This is a genomic window from Motiliproteus coralliicola (genome assembly GCF_003345655.1).
Classification (GTDB): domain Bacteria; phylum Pseudomonadota; class Gammaproteobacteria; order Pseudomonadales; family Balneatricaceae; genus Motiliproteus; species Motiliproteus coralliicola.
Genome location: NZ_QQOH01000003.1, coordinates 382,616 through 401,681, shown reverse-complemented (window position 1 = coordinate 401,681; position 19,066 = coordinate 382,616). Strand labels below are relative to the sequence as shown.

At 59.0% G+C, this 19,066-nt stretch carries 16 protein-coding genes and 1 tRNA gene; 6 read left to right on the top strand and 11 right to left on the bottom strand.

The features are described 5' to 3' along the window. Window positions 1-65: 65 nt before the first annotated feature. From DV711_RS12685 to DV711_RS12660, 6 genes are all read right to left on the bottom strand, one after another. A complete protein-coding gene (locus DV711_RS12685; protein WP_114696076.1) occupies window positions 66-1,325 on the bottom strand; it encodes a hypothetical protein in 1,260 nt (419 codons plus the stop codon). Beyond that, the gene (locus DV711_RS12680) at window positions 1,312-3,645 is read right to left on the bottom strand and encodes a putative bifunctional diguanylate cyclase/phosphodiesterase (RefSeq protein WP_114696075.1); all 2,334 of its coding nucleotides are present in this window, start codon (window positions 3,643-3,645) and stop codon (window positions 1,312-1,314) included. The genes DV711_RS12685 and DV711_RS12680 overlap by 14 nt, the downstream gene beginning before the upstream one ends. Further along, window positions 3,645-4,361, bottom strand: coding sequence for a carboxypeptidase regulatory-like domain-containing protein (locus DV711_RS12675; protein ID WP_133297458.1), 717 nt, complete (start codon window positions 4,359-4,361; stop codon window positions 3,645-3,647). The genes DV711_RS12680 and DV711_RS12675 overlap by 1 nt, the downstream gene beginning before the upstream one ends. 78 nt (window positions 4,362-4,439) lie before the next feature. Further along, window positions 4,440-6,041 (bottom strand): methyl-accepting chemotaxis protein, encoded by a 1,602-nt coding sequence (locus DV711_RS12670; RefSeq protein ID WP_114696073.1) that lies wholly within the window; start codon window positions 6,039-6,041, stop codon window positions 4,440-4,442. 19 nt (window positions 6,042-6,060) lie between these two features. Beyond that, entirely contained in the window at window positions 6,061-7,032 is a 972-nt protein-coding gene (locus tag DV711_RS12665) for a cytochrome-c peroxidase (protein ID WP_165840108.1), read from the bottom strand. Between the two features lie 259 nt (window positions 7,033-7,291). After that, a tRNA-Gly gene (locus DV711_RS12660) sits at window positions 7,292-7,365 on the bottom strand. A gap of 286 nt (window positions 7,366-7,651) precedes the next feature. On the opposite strand from DV711_RS12660, the gene DV711_RS12655 reads away from it, so the two are divergent. Both DV711_RS12655 and DV711_RS12650 read left to right on the top strand, forming a co-directional pair. After that, the gene (locus tag DV711_RS12655; RefSeq protein WP_114696071.1) at window positions 7,652-9,298 is read left to right on the top strand and encodes a methyl-accepting chemotaxis protein; all 1,647 of its coding nucleotides are present in this window, start codon (window positions 7,652-7,654) and stop codon (window positions 9,296-9,298) included. Window positions 9,299-9,372: 74 nt separating this feature from the next. After that, window positions 9,373-9,750 (top strand): VOC family protein, encoded by a 378-nt coding sequence (locus tag DV711_RS12650; RefSeq protein ID WP_114696070.1) that lies wholly within the window; start codon window positions 9,373-9,375, stop codon window positions 9,748-9,750. On the opposite strand, the gene DV711_RS12645 is transcribed toward DV711_RS12650, so the two are convergent. The 5 genes from DV711_RS12645 to DV711_RS12625 all read right to left on the bottom strand — a co-directional run bounded on the left by DV711_RS12645 (window position 9,744) and on the right by DV711_RS12625 (window position 14,539). Further along, window positions 9,744-10,553: an AraC family transcriptional regulator gene (locus tag DV711_RS12645; protein WP_114696069.1), complete on the bottom strand. Its 810-nt coding sequence runs from the start codon at window positions 10,551-10,553 to the stop codon at window positions 9,744-9,746. The two genes, DV711_RS12650 and DV711_RS12645, sit on opposite strands and share 7 nt — an antisense overlap. A 68-nt stretch (window positions 10,554-10,621) precedes the next feature. Continuing rightward, window positions 10,622-11,725: a threonine aldolase family protein gene (locus DV711_RS12640; protein ID WP_114696068.1), complete on the bottom strand. Its 1,104-nt coding sequence runs from the start codon at window positions 11,723-11,725 to the stop codon at window positions 10,622-10,624. Between the two features lie 150 nt (window positions 11,726-11,875). Further along, window positions 11,876-12,502, bottom strand: coding sequence for a LysE family translocator (locus DV711_RS12635; protein WP_114696067.1), 627 nt, complete (start codon window positions 12,500-12,502; stop codon window positions 11,876-11,878). A gap of 155 nt (window positions 12,503-12,657) precedes the next feature. Next, entirely contained in the window at window positions 12,658-13,368 is a 711-nt protein-coding gene (locus DV711_RS12630; RefSeq protein ID WP_114696066.1) for an AraC family transcriptional regulator, read from the bottom strand. Between the two features lie 88 nt (window positions 13,369-13,456). Continuing rightward, complete coding sequence (locus DV711_RS12625; protein ID WP_114696065.1) at window positions 13,457-14,539, bottom strand: PLP-dependent cysteine synthase family protein; 1,083 nt, start codon at window positions 14,537-14,539, stop codon at window positions 13,457-13,459. 236 nt (window positions 14,540-14,775) lie between these two features. On the opposite strand from DV711_RS12625, the gene DV711_RS12620 reads away from it, so the two are divergent. The 4 genes from DV711_RS12620 to DV711_RS12605 all read left to right on the top strand — a co-directional run bounded on the left by DV711_RS12620 (window position 14,776) and on the right by DV711_RS12605 (window position 18,886). Beyond that, window positions 14,776-16,062, top strand: a complete 1,287-nt coding sequence (locus tag DV711_RS12620; protein ID WP_114696064.1) for a Glu/Leu/Phe/Val family dehydrogenase — start codon at window positions 14,776-14,778, stop codon at window positions 16,060-16,062. A 119-nt stretch (window positions 16,063-16,181) separates the two neighbouring features. Continuing rightward, entirely contained in the window at window positions 16,182-17,030 is an 849-nt protein-coding gene (locus DV711_RS12615) for a hypothetical protein (RefSeq protein WP_114696063.1), read from the top strand. Between the two features lie 21 nt (window positions 17,031-17,051). After that, entirely contained in the window at window positions 17,052-17,810 is a 759-nt protein-coding gene (locus DV711_RS12610) for a pseudouridine synthase (RefSeq protein WP_341537590.1), read from the top strand. 32 nt (window positions 17,811-17,842) lie between these two features. After that, complete coding sequence (locus DV711_RS12605; protein WP_114696061.1) at window positions 17,843-18,886, top strand: class I SAM-dependent methyltransferase; 1,044 nt, start codon at window positions 17,843-17,845, stop codon at window positions 18,884-18,886. Window positions 18,887-19,066 lie beyond the last annotated feature (180 nt).

The following is a 19,066-nucleotide window of genomic DNA, read 5'->3' as shown; positions in this document are numbered from 1 at the left end:
TTGTGGCGTTGTCTCGCAGCATAGTCACGGCGTGGTTTAAAACGTTCGCTAAAGATACAAGTCTATTAGAGGGATAGGCGGTAACTGAGCTGAAACTGCTGCTCTGTTTGTCGGGCAGCCAGCCCCAGGTCGGCTCGATTGGGCCGACGACTGTCGATGCGGATGAACTCCGCGATCAAGCGGCTGTTTTTTTGCAGTTTGTGGGACCAAGCCAGGGTCCAGGCCGAACCAGTCTCGCCGTTGTTATCGATGCTGACAAAGCTGTTGTCGTCGGCATCGAACCAATCACGCCGGAGCGTGACTCGGTTGTTACCCAGCTGTTTGGTGGCCAATAGATAGGCGCCCTCAAAATCGACGTCGACCTGTCGGGCGCCTCCGCTCTCCGGTCCCATCTGGGTTCGACCGGTCATGTACTGGGCGATCAGCAAGGTCGAAGCAGGCAGTTTGGTTTCAAAATACAGATTCCAGAAGTGGGTGTCCCAGGCGTACTGGCTACGTTTGAACACTTCGGGGTCACCCCGGTTATCGTAAAAAAAGACCCCGAATTTATGCTTGCGCTGATACTCCCAGTCCAGAGCGCCGTAAAATCCGGGGCGATTATCGACTTCGCGGACGGGATCTACCCAAAGCGGTTGGGGCGAGAACGCGCTCGGCGAGCCGATTGAGGACAGCGGGGGCAGCGGTACTCGACTGAACGCGCCGACTTTCAGGTCGTGCATGGCCCAACCCCGATACGCCAGCAGGCTCCCGGCAGGGTCGTTGAAGCCGAAAATGGCTGCGGTGGCGGTCATCTTCCACGGACCCTGTCGGTGGGTCGCCGAGCCTTCCAGTGCCAGCGTTCGAATCTCTTCACCGATCCAGCTGTTGATGGCCGAGGGGGTGATGGAGAAAGGGCTAGTCCAGGCCAGACCTCGGTTCTCCCGTGAGATATGCGGGAACAGCAGACCCGCGCGAATACGGTAGCGAATATCACCGTCCGGAACCGGGTTGAATCGTACATAAGCTTCGACCAGATCGATCGCCTGATCCTGCTCGGGGTCGTACTTGAGATGGGTAAAGCCCTGCCACTGCCAATTGAAGTCGGCTTCCGCGACCAAGGAGATTTCCGACAGCTCCAACAGGGGATCGGATTGGTCGTAGCGGCCCTTACCCAAGCCATCGTTGAGCCAGGAGGGCTGGCTATCCGATGTCAGGGCGCGGGCGTCGAACAACCACTTGAAGGACAGCTCGGGAAACCCCTTTTCTGCGGCAGTCCCACAGACCGAATAGAGCAAGGCAACAATCGCGAATACATGGCTGCTGATCGTGCTTTTATGCCGGCGCATTTTCTTTCTGGTTCCGAACAAAGGTCTCTAGATCTGCGGCACTGACCGGGCGGCAGATATGATAGCCCTGCACCATATCGCAGCCGTACTGGCGCAACAACTCCACCGATTGCGCATCTTCGACCCCTTCGGCGGTGACCGTCAGGCCCAGATTGTGGGCCAGTTCGATGGTTGAACGGACCAGAATCTGATCTTCCATATTCGAGGCCAGTTTCAGTACAAAGGCCTTGTCAATCTTGAGCTCATCCATGGGCAGCTGTTTCAGATAGCTCAGGGATGAATAGCCGGTGCCGTAATCATCGATCGAGAGGAACAGTCCGAGATCGTGCAAGCGGTTCAATACGGCCAGGGCGCGATCCATATCGTGCATCACCGCGCTTTCGGTGACTTCCAGTTTCAGTAGACGAATCGGAAGCTGATAGCGGTTCAGCAGTCCCATCACCTGGTCCGGCAGCCGATGGTTGGTCAGGTCGTTTGCCGAAAGATTCAGAGCAACGGCGATCTCTAGTCCCTGGTTGTGCCAGTCGCTGGCCTGACGAATAGCGGTTTCCAGGCCCCAGTCGGTCAGGTGGCGAATATCACCGGTACGCTCGGCGATCGGAATAAACTCGTCGGGCGGGATAAACCCGTGGGTGGTGCTGTTCCATCGGACCAGGGCTTCGACCACTTCGACCTGACCACTGAGCAAGTTGACCTTCGGCTGGTAGGCAAAATTGACCTCACCGTTTTTCAGCCCCTGGCGTAGCTCGCTCATGATCGACAAACGTCGTTTCTGCAGTACCGTGCTGTCTTGATCGAACCAGGCGTAGGACTTGCCGCTGGTCCGGCACCGATCCAGGGCGGCATGGGCCTGTCTCAACAGCAGTTCGGCATCTTCGCCGTCGCTGGGGAAGTTCACCAGACCAATTCGCAGCTGAATATCCACTACAATGCCGGCCACCTGGCAGGGCTCAAGAAAGCTTTTCAGCACCTCGGCAATTTTCGGATTGGTGTCGCTGGGGTGATGGATAACTGCTGCGAAGGTTTCGGTCGAAAGCCGCGCAACGTCGGTGGCGAGTATCTGTTTCAGACGGGCACCAACCCCCTGCATCAGTTCGCTGATATTGGTGTGATCCAAAAAGGTGCGTAGCTCTCTGAGCTGCTGAACTTCGAAGACCGCGATGGTATACGGGTTCCGCTCACAACATCGCCCGTTAAGGCTCTTCTCGAACTGGAGTCGATTGGGCAAGCCGGTCTCGGTGTCGTGATAGGCTTGAAACAGAATCCGCTGCTCACGCTCCCTGACCGTGTTGACCATCGCATTGAAGCTGTCGGTCAAATCCGCAATTTCATCACCCTGGCTGGTGCATTGGACCTCATGGTAGTCGCCACCGGCAACCTTCTGGACGGCGTTGGTCAGCTGTCGTAGCGGCCGGGTGATACCGCTGGCGACCGCCAGGCTGCCGACAACCAACAGCAGAAAACCTACCCCTAAAATCACCACCGTCGTGATGAACAACAAGCGGTAAGGCTGGTACGCGCTTTTTTCCGAGAACGACAGGATCGCGGCGATCTGTTGGCCGTCGATCGTGCTGGACAGCGGTAAGTACTTGTAGAAGATACCAGCTTCGTCAAAGGATCCGGTGCTGGTGTAGCTGCGATCTTTATTACTGGCGCTGCTCTGATCGAACACCGGGGCGTTGGCAAACGCGGTTGCCAACTGGAACAGGTCATCGCTTCCGGGGCGATGAACAAAGGCCACTTCCAGGTCGATGGCGGACAGGCGTTTGATCTCTTCGGCGTACTCCTCATCCAGTTCAAAGCCAAAGGCGACCCAGGCGATCGTGATCGGAGCCTGGACCGGAACCACGACCAGTTGATGGAGGTGGCCATCCAGCTCCACTAGCTTGGCCCCGATCCCTTCGACCTCGGCCATATCTTTGAGCGCGTCGGAGATATTGGGAACCCGCATCGGCTGGTTGGCATCGGTGACCGCCGTAACCCGCTCATCCAGATCCAGCAGGTAGGCCAGATCGGCACCGAAGCGGGCTTTCTGATTCTGAAGTGCGGAGCGGATGGTGTTGTCATCCTCGGTGGCTATCGCCTCCCGGAAGCCGTAGTCCTTGGATAACAGTTGGGCGCTGGCGCCCAGAACATCGACGCGTTGTTGCACGATCCGTTGAAAGATCAGTGCCGAGGTATCGAGCTGCTGCAGGGCTTGCGATCTGACGTTGTCGGTCATGGTTTGGACGAACACCAGCGAGATCAGGCTCTGTACCACCACGAACAGCGCCAGATAAACCAGCGTCAGCTTAGCCTGATACCTGAATTTGAGATTCATCAGTAGTTTCCGTTTTCATCCGGCGGATACTGGACACTGCGAGCCGACTTCAGAATAAGCTCGGCGTCTAAGGATTGGGGCTCTCCATCCACCAGCTCGATGCTGCTGATCTCGACTTCAGTGCGTCCTTTGATATCCGGATGCCAGGCGTACACCTTATAGGTTCCCGCCGGCAGGTCATCGAAGGAAACGGTGCCGTCGTCGCCACTGAGGCTGTAGAACGGGTGGTCGGTGACGTAGACAAAGGCCAGCATGTTGTCGTGGATGTTGCACCCCAGCGCGATCACACCGGGCTTGTCGAAGACGATCGACTTGCTCTCATCCTGCCCGTAGAGCTGCAGTTGAAACCGCTTGGCCTTGGAGAAGGAGTAGACGTGGTGGCGGAAATCATCGAAGTTCGGGAAGCTGACCTTGGTTCCGACCTGGACCGGCTGCACGAAGGGGCGAAATTGTGCGCCCTGTTGTTTCACCAGCGCTTCGCCGGGAACGCTAGCTGGTTGATGCTCGAACAGAGGAACTAGGCTGATAACGGCATTTTCCAGTGGGGACTGGCCGTCATCGAGCACGCGAACCTGCAGCTGCGATCCGCTGTGGGCAAACGAAGCGCTTAGCAGGGTCGTGAGGCATAGCAGCTCGACCAACCATCGTTTCAGGCCGCCGTTTTGTAGAGGCCCGCTTCGATGGGCTGAGCAGATTCGTTGCACTAGTTTTCTCAATTCGATATCCCTTTTTCCGTGCTCGTTGAATTAATCGTTCAGCCGTCGGCAGTTCGAATACGGGCCTGAACTCGCCGGCTAGAGTTGGAACTGCTGCAGCTTGGACTCAACCCGCTGTAGCGCATCGACCAGGGTTTGTCGGCGCTGCTGCAGTTGATTGGCGGTCATGGAGGCCTGGTCCGCGATGCTGTTTACCTCATCCATATGGTGGTTGATCTCTTTCATCCCCGAGTGCTGATGCCCGGTCTCGGCGGCAATACCCAGATTCATATGGTTGATCGATTCGACGCTCTGGCTCATCCCCATCAGGGCTTCAGACACTTCCCGGCTTTGACCAACACACTCGACCGCGAGGGTTCTACCCTGTTCCATCACCTCGCGAGTGTCGCTGACCTGGCCCTGCAGGGCTTCGATGGTGGCCTGGATTCCCTCGGTGGATTCGCGGGTCTTAGAGGCCAGCATACGGACCTCACCCGCCACCACCGCAAAGCCTCTGCCGGCTTCGCCCGCTCGGGCTGCTTCGATGGCGGCATTGAGCGCCAGCAGGTTGGTCTGATCGGCGATATCTTTAATCACCGTCACCAGCTCGGTGATCGAATCGCTGGCTTCCACCAGCTGCTGGATATTGTGGCTGGCATTGGAGACTTCGTCGGCCAGTTGATCGATGCTGCGGGTCGAAGCCTGAACCAGCTGTAGGCTGTGCTTGGCTTCGCGATCGATCTGGGCCGCCTGCTGCTTGGCACTGGTGGAGCTCTCGGAGATCGATTCCACCGCACCGGTGATCAGGTCAACGGCGGAAGCCGTTTGCTGGAGTCGTTGTTGTTGCTGTTCGACACCGGCATGGGTCTGGTTGCTGAGCTCTCCCACCTGTACCAGCACATCGCCGGCCTGATTCAGTGATCGGTAGGTTTCGCTGACTAATTGGTGAATCTTTTCGATAAACAGATCCACTTCGTCCGCCAATTGCCCGATCTCATCCTTGCGACGCTGGTTAAGGCGCCGGGTCAGATCGCCATCGCCCCTGGCCAGGTCTCGCATTGCCGATAGCAGTTCGGTTATCGGCGTCGTTAGACTACGGGCCAGCACGACCGCCAAGCTAAGCCCCAGCAGTACCACGACGATCAAACTGACCGTGGCTACCTGGCGGGTCTGCTCCACATCGGCGATGGTCTGGGCCTGGTTCATCGCGGCGGACGAAAGGCTGTCTTGTACCAACTGCTCCAGAGCGCTCCCCAGACGATGGTCCAGCTCGGTGAGGACCCGCTGATCGGGCAGCTGCTGCTGAATCGACGAACCGACCCGTTGCAGATTCAACTGGTACCAGTTTTCGGCCAGCTGTTTGAGGGCGTCGAAATCGCTATCCACCATCAGCGCATCGGTGGCCTGATGGACCCGTTCCAGCTGTTGCAGAAACTGCTGGCGTTGGTCTTTGAGCCGTTGTTCGGCTTCGGCAGCGTCGCTGAAATCGATCCTGGCCAGCTTTTCCGCTACTAGGTCTCGACTGTCTCTGAAGGTATCCCAGGCCGCACGACTGTTATTCACCGCGACCAGCGGGTACTCAAACGCCGCAATGGCGCTCGCACCCAGGGCGCTGAGCTGCATGTTCTGATAAACACCCAAGCCGCTGAACAGGCTGACTAGCAGGCCAAACCCCAGCCACATCTTTACTCTGATAGTCATATCCAACCCCAATCAATAATTAGTACGGCAATATAGGTAAGCTGACCGCCTGGGCTTCACCCGTCAGGCTGCCCAAAAACGCCAGCAGGTCATTCTTTTGCTGTGGCGTTAACGGGATTGGGGTCATTTTGGGCGACAGGCTGTCGCGCTGAATCCCACCGCTGATGTAGTGGTCGATCACCTGCGACAGGGTCTTCAGGCTGCCGTTGTGCATGTAGGGCGCTCGCTGACTGATGTTGCGCAGACCTGGTGTCTTGAAAGCGTGCTGATCGGAGGGCTGTTGAGTGATGGTCATCCGGCCATTGTCAGGAGTAGCCAGACCGATGTCGTGGAAACGGTTGTCGGTGAAATTCCAGCCGGTATGGCAGCGATTGCAGCCCGCCTCGTCGTTGAATAGTGCAAAGCCTCGCTTGGCCGCGTCTGAAATGGCCGCGGAGTCACCGTCAATCCAGCGATCGAACGGGGCGGTTCCCGAGACGATGGTCCGCTCGTAGGTGGCAATGGACTTCAGAATGCTTTGCTCAGAGATGCCTTCGTTGGGAAAGACGCGGCTAAACAGGTTGCGATAGCCCTGCACGGCTTGAAGCCGATCCACCACCTGGGCGATGGGGATATTCATCTCGTTTGGTGACTGGATCGGGCCTTTGATCTGTTCCTCCAGCGACGGCGCTCGCCCATCCCAGAAGAACTCCTCACCCCAGGCCAGGTTGAGGATGGTTGGCGAGTGTCGATCCAGGGTTTTACCCTGGCCGCCAAAAGCGCCGGGAACACCGTCTTCCCAACCCAGCGACGGGTTGTGGCAGGTGGCGCAGCTCATGTTGAAGTTGCGACTCAGGCGCTGATCAAAAAACAGCATCTTGCCCAGCTGGGCTTTCTCAGCCGAGTAGGGATTGGAAGCGGGGAAAGGAATGACCTGGGGGCGCTGATAGTCAGCGGCCAGAGTGGCGGGCGCTTTGTCCTGCGCAAACGATGGGGTTACTACTATCACCATCGTTGCCACCAGCATATTTCTTAACATTTCTACGGACATCATCAATCTCGTTACTGCATGTTAGAAAAACGTTTTTAGTGCAGATGCTGATATCCGACGAAGCAAATCCTCTGTTGTTACGCGTGATCAGAAAATAATTGAAATCTTTTAATCACAACGAAGCGGATTCTTTGTCGCGATTGTCTTTGGCAAACCGTGATCTTGGCGAGTTCGGGAGTAGGGCCGAGCGGTTTTTTAAGTCGATGAGAGGGGATAAAGCTGGAGCGGGTGAGGAGAATCGAACTCCCGTATGCAGCTTGGGAAGCTGCCGTTCTACCATTGAACTACACCCGCACTATCTGCCGTCTAGCTCGAAGAGCTGCGCCCGTGGCGCTGACTGACGACGTTGAAGAGTCCCAATATTACCGAGCCGTCCCAGTGAATGAAAGCTCGGACCTTACAGTCTTTTAGCCCTCTCTGACCTACCTCTTGGAGGTATGGTGCCGGTGGTAAAGCTGGCTCATATTGGCCTGATCAAGTCGCACTGGTTGGCGTGCCGCTCGGCATACGCTGTCTTATCTGGGTACGGCTTCCAACAATAAGAGATACGCACGGCGGTAGTTCGGGCCGGAGGAAAACGATGACGATCAAGCGGATTTTGCAGCTGACAATACTCAGTATTGCGGTTTCACTCATCATCACGGCGTTGCTGGTGATGCAACTGCTGAACAATCAGGTGGCTCTGTATGACGCCTCCGAGCGCCAGCAGGAGAGCACCAGCTTTATCCTGCACAACATGGCCTCCAATGACCTGCTGATTCGCTCGCTGCGCGAGTACGCCTACACCGCGAACCCACAGGCGCTCGACGAGTACAACCAACGGGCGGCGATGTTCACTGGTGAGGCGCCCTGGCCGACCGGCAAGACGCTGGCGGAAGCCGACTATATCCGGCAGCTGGGGTTTGGCGAGATCGGCGATCGGGTGCTGGCGAAGATCGAAACCATCGCCGCGCCGGTCTGGGATGCGGAGGAGCAAGCGCTGGCGCTGATGGAGCAGGCGGGAGACGATCCAGCCCGACGCCAACAGGCGATGCAGTTGTTGCACAGTGCCGATTACATCAAGTATGCCCGGCTTCAGTCCGAACCCCTGGAAGAGTTGGGACAGCATATCTTCAGCACCAACAAGCAGAACATGGAGGGGCTGTTCGAAGACAGCCAATCCTATGTGACGGCCATTGTCGGGTTTGTTCTGCTGAGTCTGCTGCTGCTGTTGGCCGCATTTTTCTATCTCCAATTCAAAGTGATACGCCCGATCGGCGAGGTGGTCGATTTGACCGAGCAGGTTGCCGAGGGTGACTTCCGGGTGCGTTCGGATCTCAAGGGCAGCAACGAGATGGGGCGCTTTGGCCTGTCGATGAACGCGATGCTGCAGAAGATCAATTTGCTGATCGCCAACATCGGCGACAGTGGTAGCCGGATCAACCAGGTTTCCGATGAATTAACCAGGATGGTGGCCGGGGCCAAGTTGCAGGCCGATCAGCAGCAGCTGGATGTGGAGCAGGTGGCCACCGCCGCCACCCAGATGAGCCACACCACCCAGGAGGTGGCGACCAATTGCGCCGATGCGGCAGCGGCGGCCCGGGACACGGCCTCGACCACCAGTGACGGGCAGCGAGTGGTGGAGGAAACGATTCATACCATCAACCAGCTGTCGACGCGTTTGAACGACTCCAGCGACAGTATTCAGCAGCTGGAAACCCACACCGAGCGGGTCGCCAACGTGGTCAATGTGATTCAAGGTATTGCCGAACAAACCAACCTGCTGGCACTGAATGCGGCGATCGAAGCGGCCAGAGCCGGCGAGCAGGGGCGGGGGTTTGCGGTGGTGGCCGATGAGGTGCGGACCCTGGCCCAGCGTACTCACTCCTCAACCGAAGAGATCAAGACCACGATCGAGCAGCTGATCTCCGGTACCCATCGGGCGGTGTCGCTGATGGAGGAAAGTAATCATGTCGTCGGCGACGTGGTGGTCAAGGCCGATTCGGCCGGTGCTGCGCTGGAGGCGATCTTCGCATCGGTGAATGTGATTCAGGATATGAACAACCAGATCGCCACCGCGACCGAAGAGCAGACCTCGGTGGTGGACGAGATCAGCGGTATTTTGGAAAAGATTCGTGAGTTTTCCCGTGGCTCTTTGCAGGATGCCGAGCGGGCCGAATCGGCGGCGGATAATCTTCGTCAGGTGGTCCAGGGCCAAACCCAGATGCTGCAGGGATTGAAAACCTGACCCGAGGGCGTTGTCCGTGTGGATTAGTGGAGCCGATCTATACTGGAACTCTTGACCAAATTCCGGAGGTTTCCATGTCGACCCATCACCGCATTGATTACGTCGAGCTGCCTGCTCGCGATCTGGATAACACCAAGCAGTTTTTCCGTGATGTATTCGGCTGGGGCTTTACCGATTTCGGCCCCGATTACACCGCTTTCGAGGACGCCGGTTTGATGGGCGGGTTCTTCCGCGACTCCCAGGCCAGCCGAACCGATCGGGGCGCGGCGCTGGTGGTGCTGTACAGTCGAGACCTGGACCAGACCCAGGCCCAGGTGGAGGCGGCCGGTGGCCGGATCAGCAAGGCGATCTTCAGCTTTCCCGGTGGTCGGCGATTCCAGTTTTTTGAGCCCAGTGGTAACGAGCTGGCGGTCTGGTCCGATCAGGGCATGGATGAATCCGCCGATCAGTAAGCCGAGGGCGCAACACCGTAGGCGAGCCGAAAAGCCCGGTTGAAGTGACTCTGGTCGTAAAAGCCTACCGTGGCGGCAATATCGGCGATGCTTTGATCGGAACGCCGTAGCAGCAGGCAGGCGTGTTCGAGTCGTAGCCGGATCAGCCAGGAGCGGGGGGTGAGTCCGCAGGTTTTCTCGAACCGGCGCAGAAACTGGTACCGGCTCAAGCCGCAGAGGGCGGCCAGTTGTTCGAGGGTGATTTTGCTGCCGAGGTTGGCGTGGCAGTAGTCCTTCACCTGCTGCCAGTGCAGCGTCGACAGGCCGCCGTTGACCGACTTTGGCTTGATGGCGCACAGCTGCGACAGCAGCGGTGCCATCAGGCTGAGCCACAGCTCTTCCACTTCGACCGAGGACAGGGTCCGGGTCTGTTGAATTTGCCGATGCAGGCTCAGCAGCCGCTGGGCGATCAGGTCGTTCTCGACCATCGCGCCGCCGAAGTCGTGGTCTCGGTTCGACTCGAAGATATCCTCGGCGTAATCGTCCAGTAGCGCAGGCGACAAACGGAAGGTCTTCATCCGATAGGCGCTATTGTCGTAGCCGCTGCCGTCGTGGATCTCACCGGGAGGCATCACCGAGATCCGCCCCGGCCCCAGCAACACGCTCTGGCCCTGAAACTGCTGCCGCTGAACCCCGTCGATCACCAGCCCGATATGGTAGTCGAGGTGATAGTGGGGCTCGAACTGGTAATCGGAGTAGAGCGCGTCGCTGATCACCAGCTCAGGAGTATCCGACACACGGTGATACTGAATGCTATCGGCCATCGGTCCTCCTGAGTGGTTGGTTAATGCTGAACGTTGCCAGCTTGTTTGGCTGCGGTGACGGTTTGAGTTTAACCGATCTGGCGCTGTTGGAGCGTTTGAACCGCATTGATCAACGCATCCACCTCGTCGGCCCGGGTGGCGAAATTGGTGACCAGGCGCACGATTCCCGGTGCCCAGCGGTCATGGTAGAAACCGAACCCCTGATCCAGCAACGCCTCGATGGTCGTCTGCGGCAGACGGCAGAAAATGATATTGGCCTCGGGCTGACCCTGTAGTTCGACGCCATCGATGCCGCGTAACCCCTCGGCCAAACGGGCCGCCATCGCGTTGGCATTACGGGCGTTGTCGAGCCACAGGTCCTCGGCCAGGTAGGCCTGCATCTGGGCCGACATAAAACGCATCTTCGAGCACAGATGGCCGCCACGCTTGCGCCGGTAGCCAAGCTCGGTCGCCAGGGAAGGATCAAACAGGATGATCGCTTCGGCGGCCAGGGTACCGTTCTTGGTGGCGCCGAAGGAGAGTACATCGACACCGGCTTTCCAGGTCATCTCGGCCGGGCTGCAGTCGAGCGCGGCCAGCGCATTGGCGAAACGCGCGCCATCCATATGCAGCCTGACACCGGCATCGCTGCACAGCTGGCCGATCTGCTGGATCTGCTCGAGCGAATAGAGGCTGCCGGTTTCGGTGGCCTGGGTGATGCTGACCACGGCGGGTTGGGTCGAGTGCACATCGCCGACCATCCGCTGCAGCAAGGGAGCGAGCTGCGCCGGGTCGATCCGTGCATCGTCGCCGTCCACCGGTACCAGCTTGGCACCGTTGGTGTAGAACTCCGGTGCACCGCACTCGTCGTTGTTGATATGGCTGTCGGGGTGACAGAACACCTGTCCCCAGGGCGGAGTCAGCACGCTCAGGCCGATGGCATTGGCGGCGGAGCCGGTGGGTACCAGCATCACCTCAAGCTCGCACTCGAATATCTCCCTTAGCTGCTGCTCGACCTGCTGGCTGATCGGATCAACCCCGTAAGGCTTGGCCTGACCACTGTTGGCCCGGCTGATCGCTTCGATGACCTGCTCCGATGCCGGAGCGATATTGTCGCTGGTAAAGCCCCGCTGTTGCAGGATCGGGGTGGAAGTCGGGGTGGATTCCGGGATGGAAACGGCCTGGGTGTTCATTGCGTTAACCTCGAGTGCTGCCGACTACAGTGGATAAATGGGATCGAACCAGAGTCAGACTCAGGATGGGTGGCAGTCTGAGGGCCATTCTAGTCAGCGGTAGAGTGGCGGAATTGTAAAAAATTGCAGTCTGCGTGGTCGACGCCAGTATCAGGCTGGATTGTCGGTTGCCAGTCGCAGTCCCAGTGCCATCAGCAGGCCACCGCTGCTGCGGTTCAGCCAGATCTGCACCGACGGACGAGACCGAATCCAACCCGACAGCTTGCCCGCCAGCAACCCAATCGGCATTTTGACCACAAAGGTCAGCACGGCGAACAGGGTGCCCAGCGCCAGCAGGGTGAAGGCGGCATTGTCACTGGTTGGGCTGACGAACTGGGGCAGGTAGGCAAAGTAGAAGATCGCAATCTTGGGGTTGGCCAGATTCGACAGCGCTCCCTGCCAGAACAGCGACATCAGCTTGTCACTCTGGCCGACCGGGCTGTCCAACGACAGCGGCGGAGCCCGAAAGGCTTTGAAGCCCAGGTAGATCAGATAGGCGGCGCCCAGGTATTTCATCAGGCTGAAGGCCAGTTCCGAGGCTTGCAATAGAGCGCCCAGCCCGGCGGCGACCAGTAGGGTATGTCCGAGTAATCCGGAGCTGATTCCGGCGGCGGTAACCAGCCCTGCGGTCGAGCTGCGCGCGATCGAACGCGACAACACCAGCACCATGTCCTGACCGGGTGAAAGGATGATCAGTAGTGAGGTCAGGATAAAGACCAGTAGTGATGAATCCAGCATGGTTGGGCTCCTGTTGGTGATTAACAGGATTTAGCCTAACCGGTATTGCGATTATCGATTTGGTCAAAAAGCCGATTTGCTGTGTTGAGAAGCTGAACTTGCAAGATGTGTCGAGCCGGTTGGTCAAGTAGGCTGATCTTGCCGCTTGGCATCGATTACCGACTGCGCAACTTGGTGGGGGGGTGGCCGAAGTGTCGGGTGAAGCGATGGCTGAACGCGGACAGATCTTGATAGCCGACCTGCTCGGCGATCAGGCCGATGGCGTAGTCGGTATGAACCAACAACGCGCGGGCTTTCTCCATTCGTAGTCCCAACAGGTACTGCCCCGGTGTCTGCCCCAGATCTTTTTTAAACAGGGCTTTGAACTGGCTAAGGCTCAGGCAGGCCAGGTTGGCCTGTTCGGCTAGGCTGTTGTCGTGCTGCAGGTTCTGTTGCAGATAGTCGAGTACCCGTTCGATACGCGGGTCGATGGCGGTTTGGAAGTCCTCTTCGGCCAGCAGGCGGGTAAACCAGGATCCCATCTGCTGCTCCAGTTCAGGGTTGACCCGGTGCTCGAGTTGCTGGCGAGCGAAGTAGCAGAACGCCTGCATTGGTTCAGACACGCGGATGAAGGATTGCGCCAGCGATTGCAGGTTGGGAGGCAGTTGATCCAGGTCGGCAACCAGAAAGCGTGAGCCTTTTTCCGGGGCAAAAAAATGCTCGTCGCCAGCCAGGGTGATAATGCACTGGCCGGGACTGGCGCGACCGCGATGGCGACCGGTGTCGATATCGACCGAGCCTACCAGCGGCAGCACCAACTGATGGTACGGATGGCTGTGGGTGTGGGAGACGAAACTGTAGGATCGAATCGAAAGCCTGGCGGCCATGCTGCTCTCCGGATCGGTGATCCGCCCGTTATAGCAGGGATGGGCGGATCAGTTCCAGAGAACAGCGCTAGCCGACAAGGTTTACCAGTCAGACCGGTTCCACCCAGCTCCCCTCGGCTTCCAACTGCTTTAGGCTCTCGGCCCAGCGTTGGACTTGTTTGCTCAGCCCCTGTTGCTCCAGCCAGGCCGGGTTGTGGTAGGTGTCCAGATAGCGCTCGCCGCTGTCGCAGATCAGGGTGACCAGGCTGCCCTGTTCGCCGTCCTGCTTCATCCGCTGGGACAGGCGCACCATACCGATAAAGTTGGTGCCGGTGGAGGCGCCGATCTTGCGTCCCAGCTTGCGACTCAAAAACTCCATCGCCGCCAGACTGGCCGCGTCGGGAATCTGCATCATCTCGTCGATCACGGTGGGGATAAACGAGGGCTCCACCCGCGGGCGGCCGATCCCCTCGATCCGCGAGCTGGCATTCAGGGTAGGGCTGCCGCCGTGTTGGTAGTAGTCGTAGAACACCGAGTTTTCCGGGTCGACCACACAGAGCCGGCTGCCACCACCCCAATGGCTGCTGTAGCGCAGGTAACGACCGATGGTGGCTGAGGTGCCGCCGGTGCCGGCGCTCATCACGACCCAGCGTGGCTCGGGAAAGCGCTCTAGCGCCATCTGCTGGAAGATCGCATCGGCAATGTTGTTGTTGCCACGCCAGTCGGTGGCCCGCTCGGCATAGGTGAACTGATCCATGTAGTGGCCGTTCAGCTCTTCGGCCAGCCGTTGCGCTTCGGAATAGATATCGGCCGGTGCGACCTTATGGCAGCGGCCACCGTAGAACTCGATCTGGGCCAGCTTTTCCTGGGCCGTCCCCTCTGGGACTACGGCGATAAACGGCAAGCCCAGCAGGCGAGCGAAGTAGGCCTCCGAGATGGCGGTACTGCCGGAGCTGGATTCGATGATCGGCGTACCCTCGTCGATCCAGCCGTTACAGAGCGCGTACAGAAACAGCGAGCGGGCCAGCCGATGCTTGAGACTGCCGGTGGGGTGGGTGGATTCGTCCTTCAGGTAGAGGTCGATTCCGTCCAGTGCTTCCAGCTCCTGCTTGATCAGGTGGGTGTCGGCGGAACGATTGAAGTCGGCGTCGATTTTTCTGATCGCCTGAGCGATCCAGCGGCTATTGCACATAAGGGCGTCTCGTTGGTATATGTTGTCTATGGTTATAACAAAAAATAGAATTAAATTTCTGAAAAATTCTAATAAACAGATTAAAAAATCTAATAATGATTTGTTGGTTAGGTTCTGGGTTATGTTGATGCAGGTTTACTAGAATCCTGAGATAGCGAAGATCATCTGCGGGCCGGGTCGTAACATGGCCGCACTTTGCCGCTCTATCACTCAGACACTGCAGGGAGAAATGACCAATGACCGATCTGTTCGATGATGCCCTCAAGCGGGTTCGACAACTCAGTGATAGCGCCGGTATCGACCCGGAGGTGGTGGAATCGCTGATGAAACCCAAAGCGATGATGAAGGCCGCGCTGCCGGTGCGGATGGATGACGGTTCGACCCGCTATTTCAACGGATATCGCTGCCGCTTCAACGATGTGTTGGGGCCGACCAAGGGCGGGATTCGCTACCACCCGCAGGTCAGTCAGGCCGAAGTGCAGGCACTGGCCTTGTGGATGACGATCAAGTGCGCGTTGCTGGGGCTGCCGTTTGGCGGCGGCAAGGGCGGTGTGGTGGTCAACCCGAAAGAACTGTCGCCGATGGAGCTGGAACGGCTGTCTCGCTCCTATATGCGGGCGATGGCTGATTTCGTCGGCCCGGAGGTCGATATTCCGGCCCCGGACGTGTACACCAACGCCCGGATCATGGGCTGGATGATGGACGAGTACGAAGCGATCCGACGAGTGCGGGCCCCGGGAGTGATCACCGGTAAGCCGATCCCGCTGGGTGGTAGCCTGGGGCGCGACGAGGCCACCGGACGAGGGGCTTATCTGTGTATCCGTCAGTTGGCCGAGAAGCGGGGCTGGCAGCCGGATCAGACCCGGGTAGCGGTGCAGGGATTCGGTAATGCGGCCTACCATGTGGCCCGGCTGCTGCAGGCCGACGGCTATCGGATCGTCGCGGTCAGCGACTCCAAGGGCGGGATTCACTCCGAGCAGGGCTTCGATATCGACAGCCTGTGGAAAGAGAAGCAGTCGTCACGGCAGATGCGGGCGGTCTACTGCGAACAGTCGGTTTGTCAGCTGATCGAGCATCGCGAGATCAGCAACGAAGAGCTGTTGGCGCTGGATGTGGATCTGCTGATACCGGCCGCGTTGGAAGAGGTGATCCGGGCCGACAACGTCGACAACGTGAAGGCCAAAACTATCGTCGAGGTCGCCAACGGCCCGATCGCCACCGAGGCCGAAGCGGTGTTGGATGCGCGAGGCGTAACCATCGTTCCGGACGTGCTGGCCAACGCCGGCGGTGTCAGCGTCAGTTACTTCGAGTGGGTCCAGAACCGCAGCGGCTTCCCGTGGGATCTGCCGGAGGTGCGCGACAAGCTGGCCCAGTACATGAGCCGGGCGTTCGAACAGGTCTGGCAGATCGCCGAGGCCGAAACGCTGTCACTGCGGGCCGCGGCCTACACCGCCGCACTGCGACGGATCAGCGAAGCCACCACCGCCCACGGTACCCGAGAATATTTCAAAGGGGAGGACTAAGCAGGTTCCCTAGCAGGCGTCCTAAGTAAGGTCGTTGCAGGCTAGTGATTACGGACCCGGACACCCCGGGTCTGCTATCATAGCGCCCCTTTTTAATCGCATCTGGGTGCTGGGGCGAGATGGAGCTGTTGCTGTGGAAATTGCTGGTATCGATCCTGGCGGTGCTGGGGTTGTCGCTGGTGGCCGAACGGGTCAGCCCGAAGGTCGCCGGGGTGCTGTCCGGCTATCCGCTGGGTAGTGCCATTGCACTGTTCTTTATCGGCCTCGAGCAGGGCCAGGCGTTTGCCGCCGAAGCGGCGGTCAGCACCCTGGCCGGTTTCAGCGCCAGTCTGGTGTTGGCCGGGGGCTACTATTTAGCGTCTTCTCGGATAGCCTCTTCTCGGCTGGTATCGTCCCCGCGGTTCTCTGTTAAACCGGCTTCTAATGGTCGTGTCTGGTTCGACCTGCCGGTAGCCGCCGTTGCCGGGGTAGTGGCCTTCCTATTGGCCTCGGCGCTGCTGCAACAGCTGACGCTCGGTCTGATCGGTGGAGCCTTGATCACGTTGACGACGATCCTGTTGTCGGCCCGTCTATTCGCTCATATCGATAATGTGGCGCCGCTGAAGACCCAACGCCTGAGCCGCTGGGTGATGCTGCTGCGCGCGCTGATGGCCGCCGCCACGGTGCTGCTGATCACCGGACTGGCGGAGCTGATCGGCCCGACCTGGTCCGGCCTGCTGTCGGCGTTTCCGATCACCCTGTTCCCCTTTATGCTGATCATGCACTACAGCTACGGCCCGGCGGTGGTCTACACCGTGATCCGTAACTACCCGATGGGGCTGGGGGCGTTGCTCTGTTATACCCTGACGGTGGCGCTTACCTATCCGGACTGGGGCGTGCCCTGGGGCACGGCGTTCGGCTTCGTGGTGGCGACGCTCTATCTGTGGCTGCTGTATCAGGTGCTTCGATACCGGGGCGAGAAGGAATGAATACCAATAAGAGGGCAGACGGTGAGTCCTGACGACAATTCCTCCATAGACAGCGGGCCGATGCGGCTGGATAAGTTTGTCTCCCAGGCCAGTGGCCTGAGTCGCAAGCAGGTGCAGAAGCTGATTCGCAAGGGCGAAGTCAGCGTCGATGGCGAGTGCTGTCGCGACGGGGCCACCAAGGTGATGCCACAGCAGTCGGTATGCCTCGACGACGAACCGCTGCAACTGCGCGGACCGATCTACCTGATGCTGAACAAACCGCTCGGGGTGGTCTGTTCGACCGAAGACTTTGACCACGAGACCGTGCTGGACCTGCTGCCCTACGACCTGCAGGAGGGGGTACATCCGGCCGGACGGCTGGATATCGACACCAGCGGTCTGGTGCTGCTGACCGACGATGGCCAGTGGTCCCACCGAGTCACTTCACCTAAAGGCAGGGCACCCAAAAGCGGCGCGGCCAAAAAGGGTGTGTTCAAACGCTACCGGGTCGAACTGGCCGAACCGCTCTGTGACAAAGCCGAGCAGCGACTGGACGAAGGCTTGATGCTGCGGGGCGAAACCAAGCCGACCCTGCCGGCCAAACTGCAACGGCTGAGCCCGACCGAAGTGCTGATCGAGATACAGGAAGGGCGCTACCATCAGGTCAAGCGGATGTTCGCCGTGCTGGGTAACCGAGTGGTGGGGCTGCACCGCGAAGCGATCGGAGCGCTGGCGCTGGACCCGGAGCTGGAACCCGGGCAGTATCGCGCCCTTGAAACCCACGAAATCGACCTATTCTGACTGCGCCTGATTGATGGATTTACCGCGGAGCTATGGACCTAATAGAACAGACCCTGCTTGACCAGCTCAACCAACATCCGGCCGACCTGCCGGGGCTCTGGATCGCCGACGAGAACCTGATCGGACTGGCGTCGCTGGCGCCGCGGCCGGGGCTGAGCTTGCTGACCAACCGTTTCGATGTCTATCAGGCGGCCCAAGAGATGGGCTGGGAAGTGCTGTACAGCGACTTTGATCTGTCCCCCTGGTCGGAAGGCTCGCTGCAACGGATCTACTACCGGGTCTCGAAAGAGAAAGCGGTGGTCCATCACCTGATCAACCAGGCCGCGCTGCGATTGGCGCCCGGCGGTCAACTGCAGCTGTTCGGCGCCAAGCAGGAAGGCACCAAAACCTACTTCGACAAGGCCCGTAAAGTTCTGGGTGACGGTCAGCTCAACAAACTCGGCAAGGGCGGCTTCTTCGGCGAACTGACCCGTGGAGAGCAGCTCATCGGAGAAGCCTTGGACGACCGCGATTACCCCCGTCTGCGCAGCATCGATGAAGACTTTATCAGCAAGCCGGGCCTGTTCGGCTGGGACAAGCTCGACGCCGGCAGTGCCCTGCTGGTGGAGCAGTTCGACAATATCTGGCCACGACTGAGCCAACCCGCCCCGAAGGTGCTGGACCTGGGCTGCGGTTACGGTTACCTCAGCGTCAAAGCGTTCGGGCAGGGCGTCGGATCGATCCTGGCGACCGACAATAACGCCGCCGCGGTGATGGCCTGTCGGCAGAACTTCGAGCGCCTGGCTATCCCCGGCGAGGTGCTGGCCGATAACTGCGCCGCCGGCATCAACGACCGGCATGATCTGGTGCTGTGCAACCCTCCATTCCACCAAGGCTTCAGCGTCGAAGGCGAGCTGACCGATCGCTTTATCGCCACCGCCGCACGACTGTGCAATCGTGATGGGCTGGCGGCCTTTGTGGTCAACCGCTTTATCCCGCTGGAACGCAAGGCTGCCAACCATTTTGGCAAGATCGAAACGCTGGTCGATAACGGTAGCTTTAAGGTGTTGCTGCTTAGCCAGCCTAAAAAGGGTTGAGGTCGAATAGTCCCGCGACTGTCGGGCTGGCAGTAACTTTGTTCAACCTGAGCGCTGCGTTATATTGCCAAGCGATGGGTAATGGACGAGTCGAGGTCGTAATCGGTGAGTTCGATGCCCTGTCGGGGAGCAGGGAGGTCGAATCGATCAGCAGGGATAGCTTTTTCAACCGCTTCGTTC

What these genes read in the sequence shown, in the direction of transcription:
- DV711_RS12640 (WP_114696068.1), bottom strand. Translation starts at nt 11,725, where the DNA reads ATGAACACCCAGGCCGTTTCCATCCCGGAATCCACCCCGACTTCCACC.
- DV711_RS12650 (WP_114696070.1), top strand. Translation starts at nt 9,373, where the DNA reads ATGTCGACCCATCACCGCATTGATTACGTCGAGCTGCCTGCTCGCGAT.
- DV711_RS12655 (WP_114696071.1), top strand. Translation starts at nt 7,652, where the DNA reads ATGACGATCAAGCGGATTTTGCAGCTGACAATACTCAGTATTGCGGTT.
- DV711_RS12670 (WP_114696073.1), bottom strand. Translation starts at nt 6,041, where the DNA reads ATGACTATCAGAGTAAAGATGTGGCTGGGGTTTGGCCTGCTAGTCAGC.
- DV711_RS12625 (WP_114696065.1), bottom strand. Translation starts at nt 14,539, where the DNA reads ATGTGCAATAGCCGCTGGATCGCTCAGGCGATCAGAAAAATCGACGCC.
- DV711_RS12635 (WP_114696067.1), bottom strand. Translation starts at nt 12,502, where the DNA reads ATGCTGGATTCATCACTACTGGTCTTTATCCTGACCTCACTACTGATC.
- DV711_RS12685 (WP_114696076.1), bottom strand. Translation starts at nt 1,325, where the DNA reads ATGCGCCGGCATAAAAGCACGATCAGCAGCCATGTATTCGCGATTGTT.
- DV711_RS12615 (WP_114696063.1), top strand. Translation starts at nt 16,182, where the DNA reads ATGGAGCTGTTGCTGTGGAAATTGCTGGTATCGATCCTGGCGGTGCTG.
- DV711_RS12630 (WP_114696066.1), bottom strand. Translation starts at nt 13,368, where the DNA reads ATGGCCGCCAGGCTTTCGATTCGATCCTACAGTTTCGTCTCCCACACC.
- DV711_RS12620 (WP_114696064.1), top strand. Translation starts at nt 14,776, where the DNA reads ATGACCGATCTGTTCGATGATGCCCTCAAGCGGGTTCGACAACTCAGT.
- DV711_RS12680 (WP_114696075.1), bottom strand. Translation starts at nt 3,645, where the DNA reads ATGAATCTCAAATTCAGGTATCAGGCTAAGCTGACGCTGGTTTATCTG.
- DV711_RS12605 (WP_114696061.1), top strand. Translation starts at nt 17,843, where the DNA reads ATGGACCTAATAGAACAGACCCTGCTTGACCAGCTCAACCAACATCCG.
- DV711_RS12665 (WP_165840108.1), bottom strand. Translation starts at nt 7,032, where the DNA reads ATGGTGATAGTAGTAACCCCATCGTTTGCGCAGGACAAAGCGCCCGCC.
- DV711_RS12645 (WP_114696069.1), bottom strand. Translation starts at nt 10,553, where the DNA reads ATGGCCGATAGCATTCAGTATCACCGTGTGTCGGATACTCCTGAGCTG.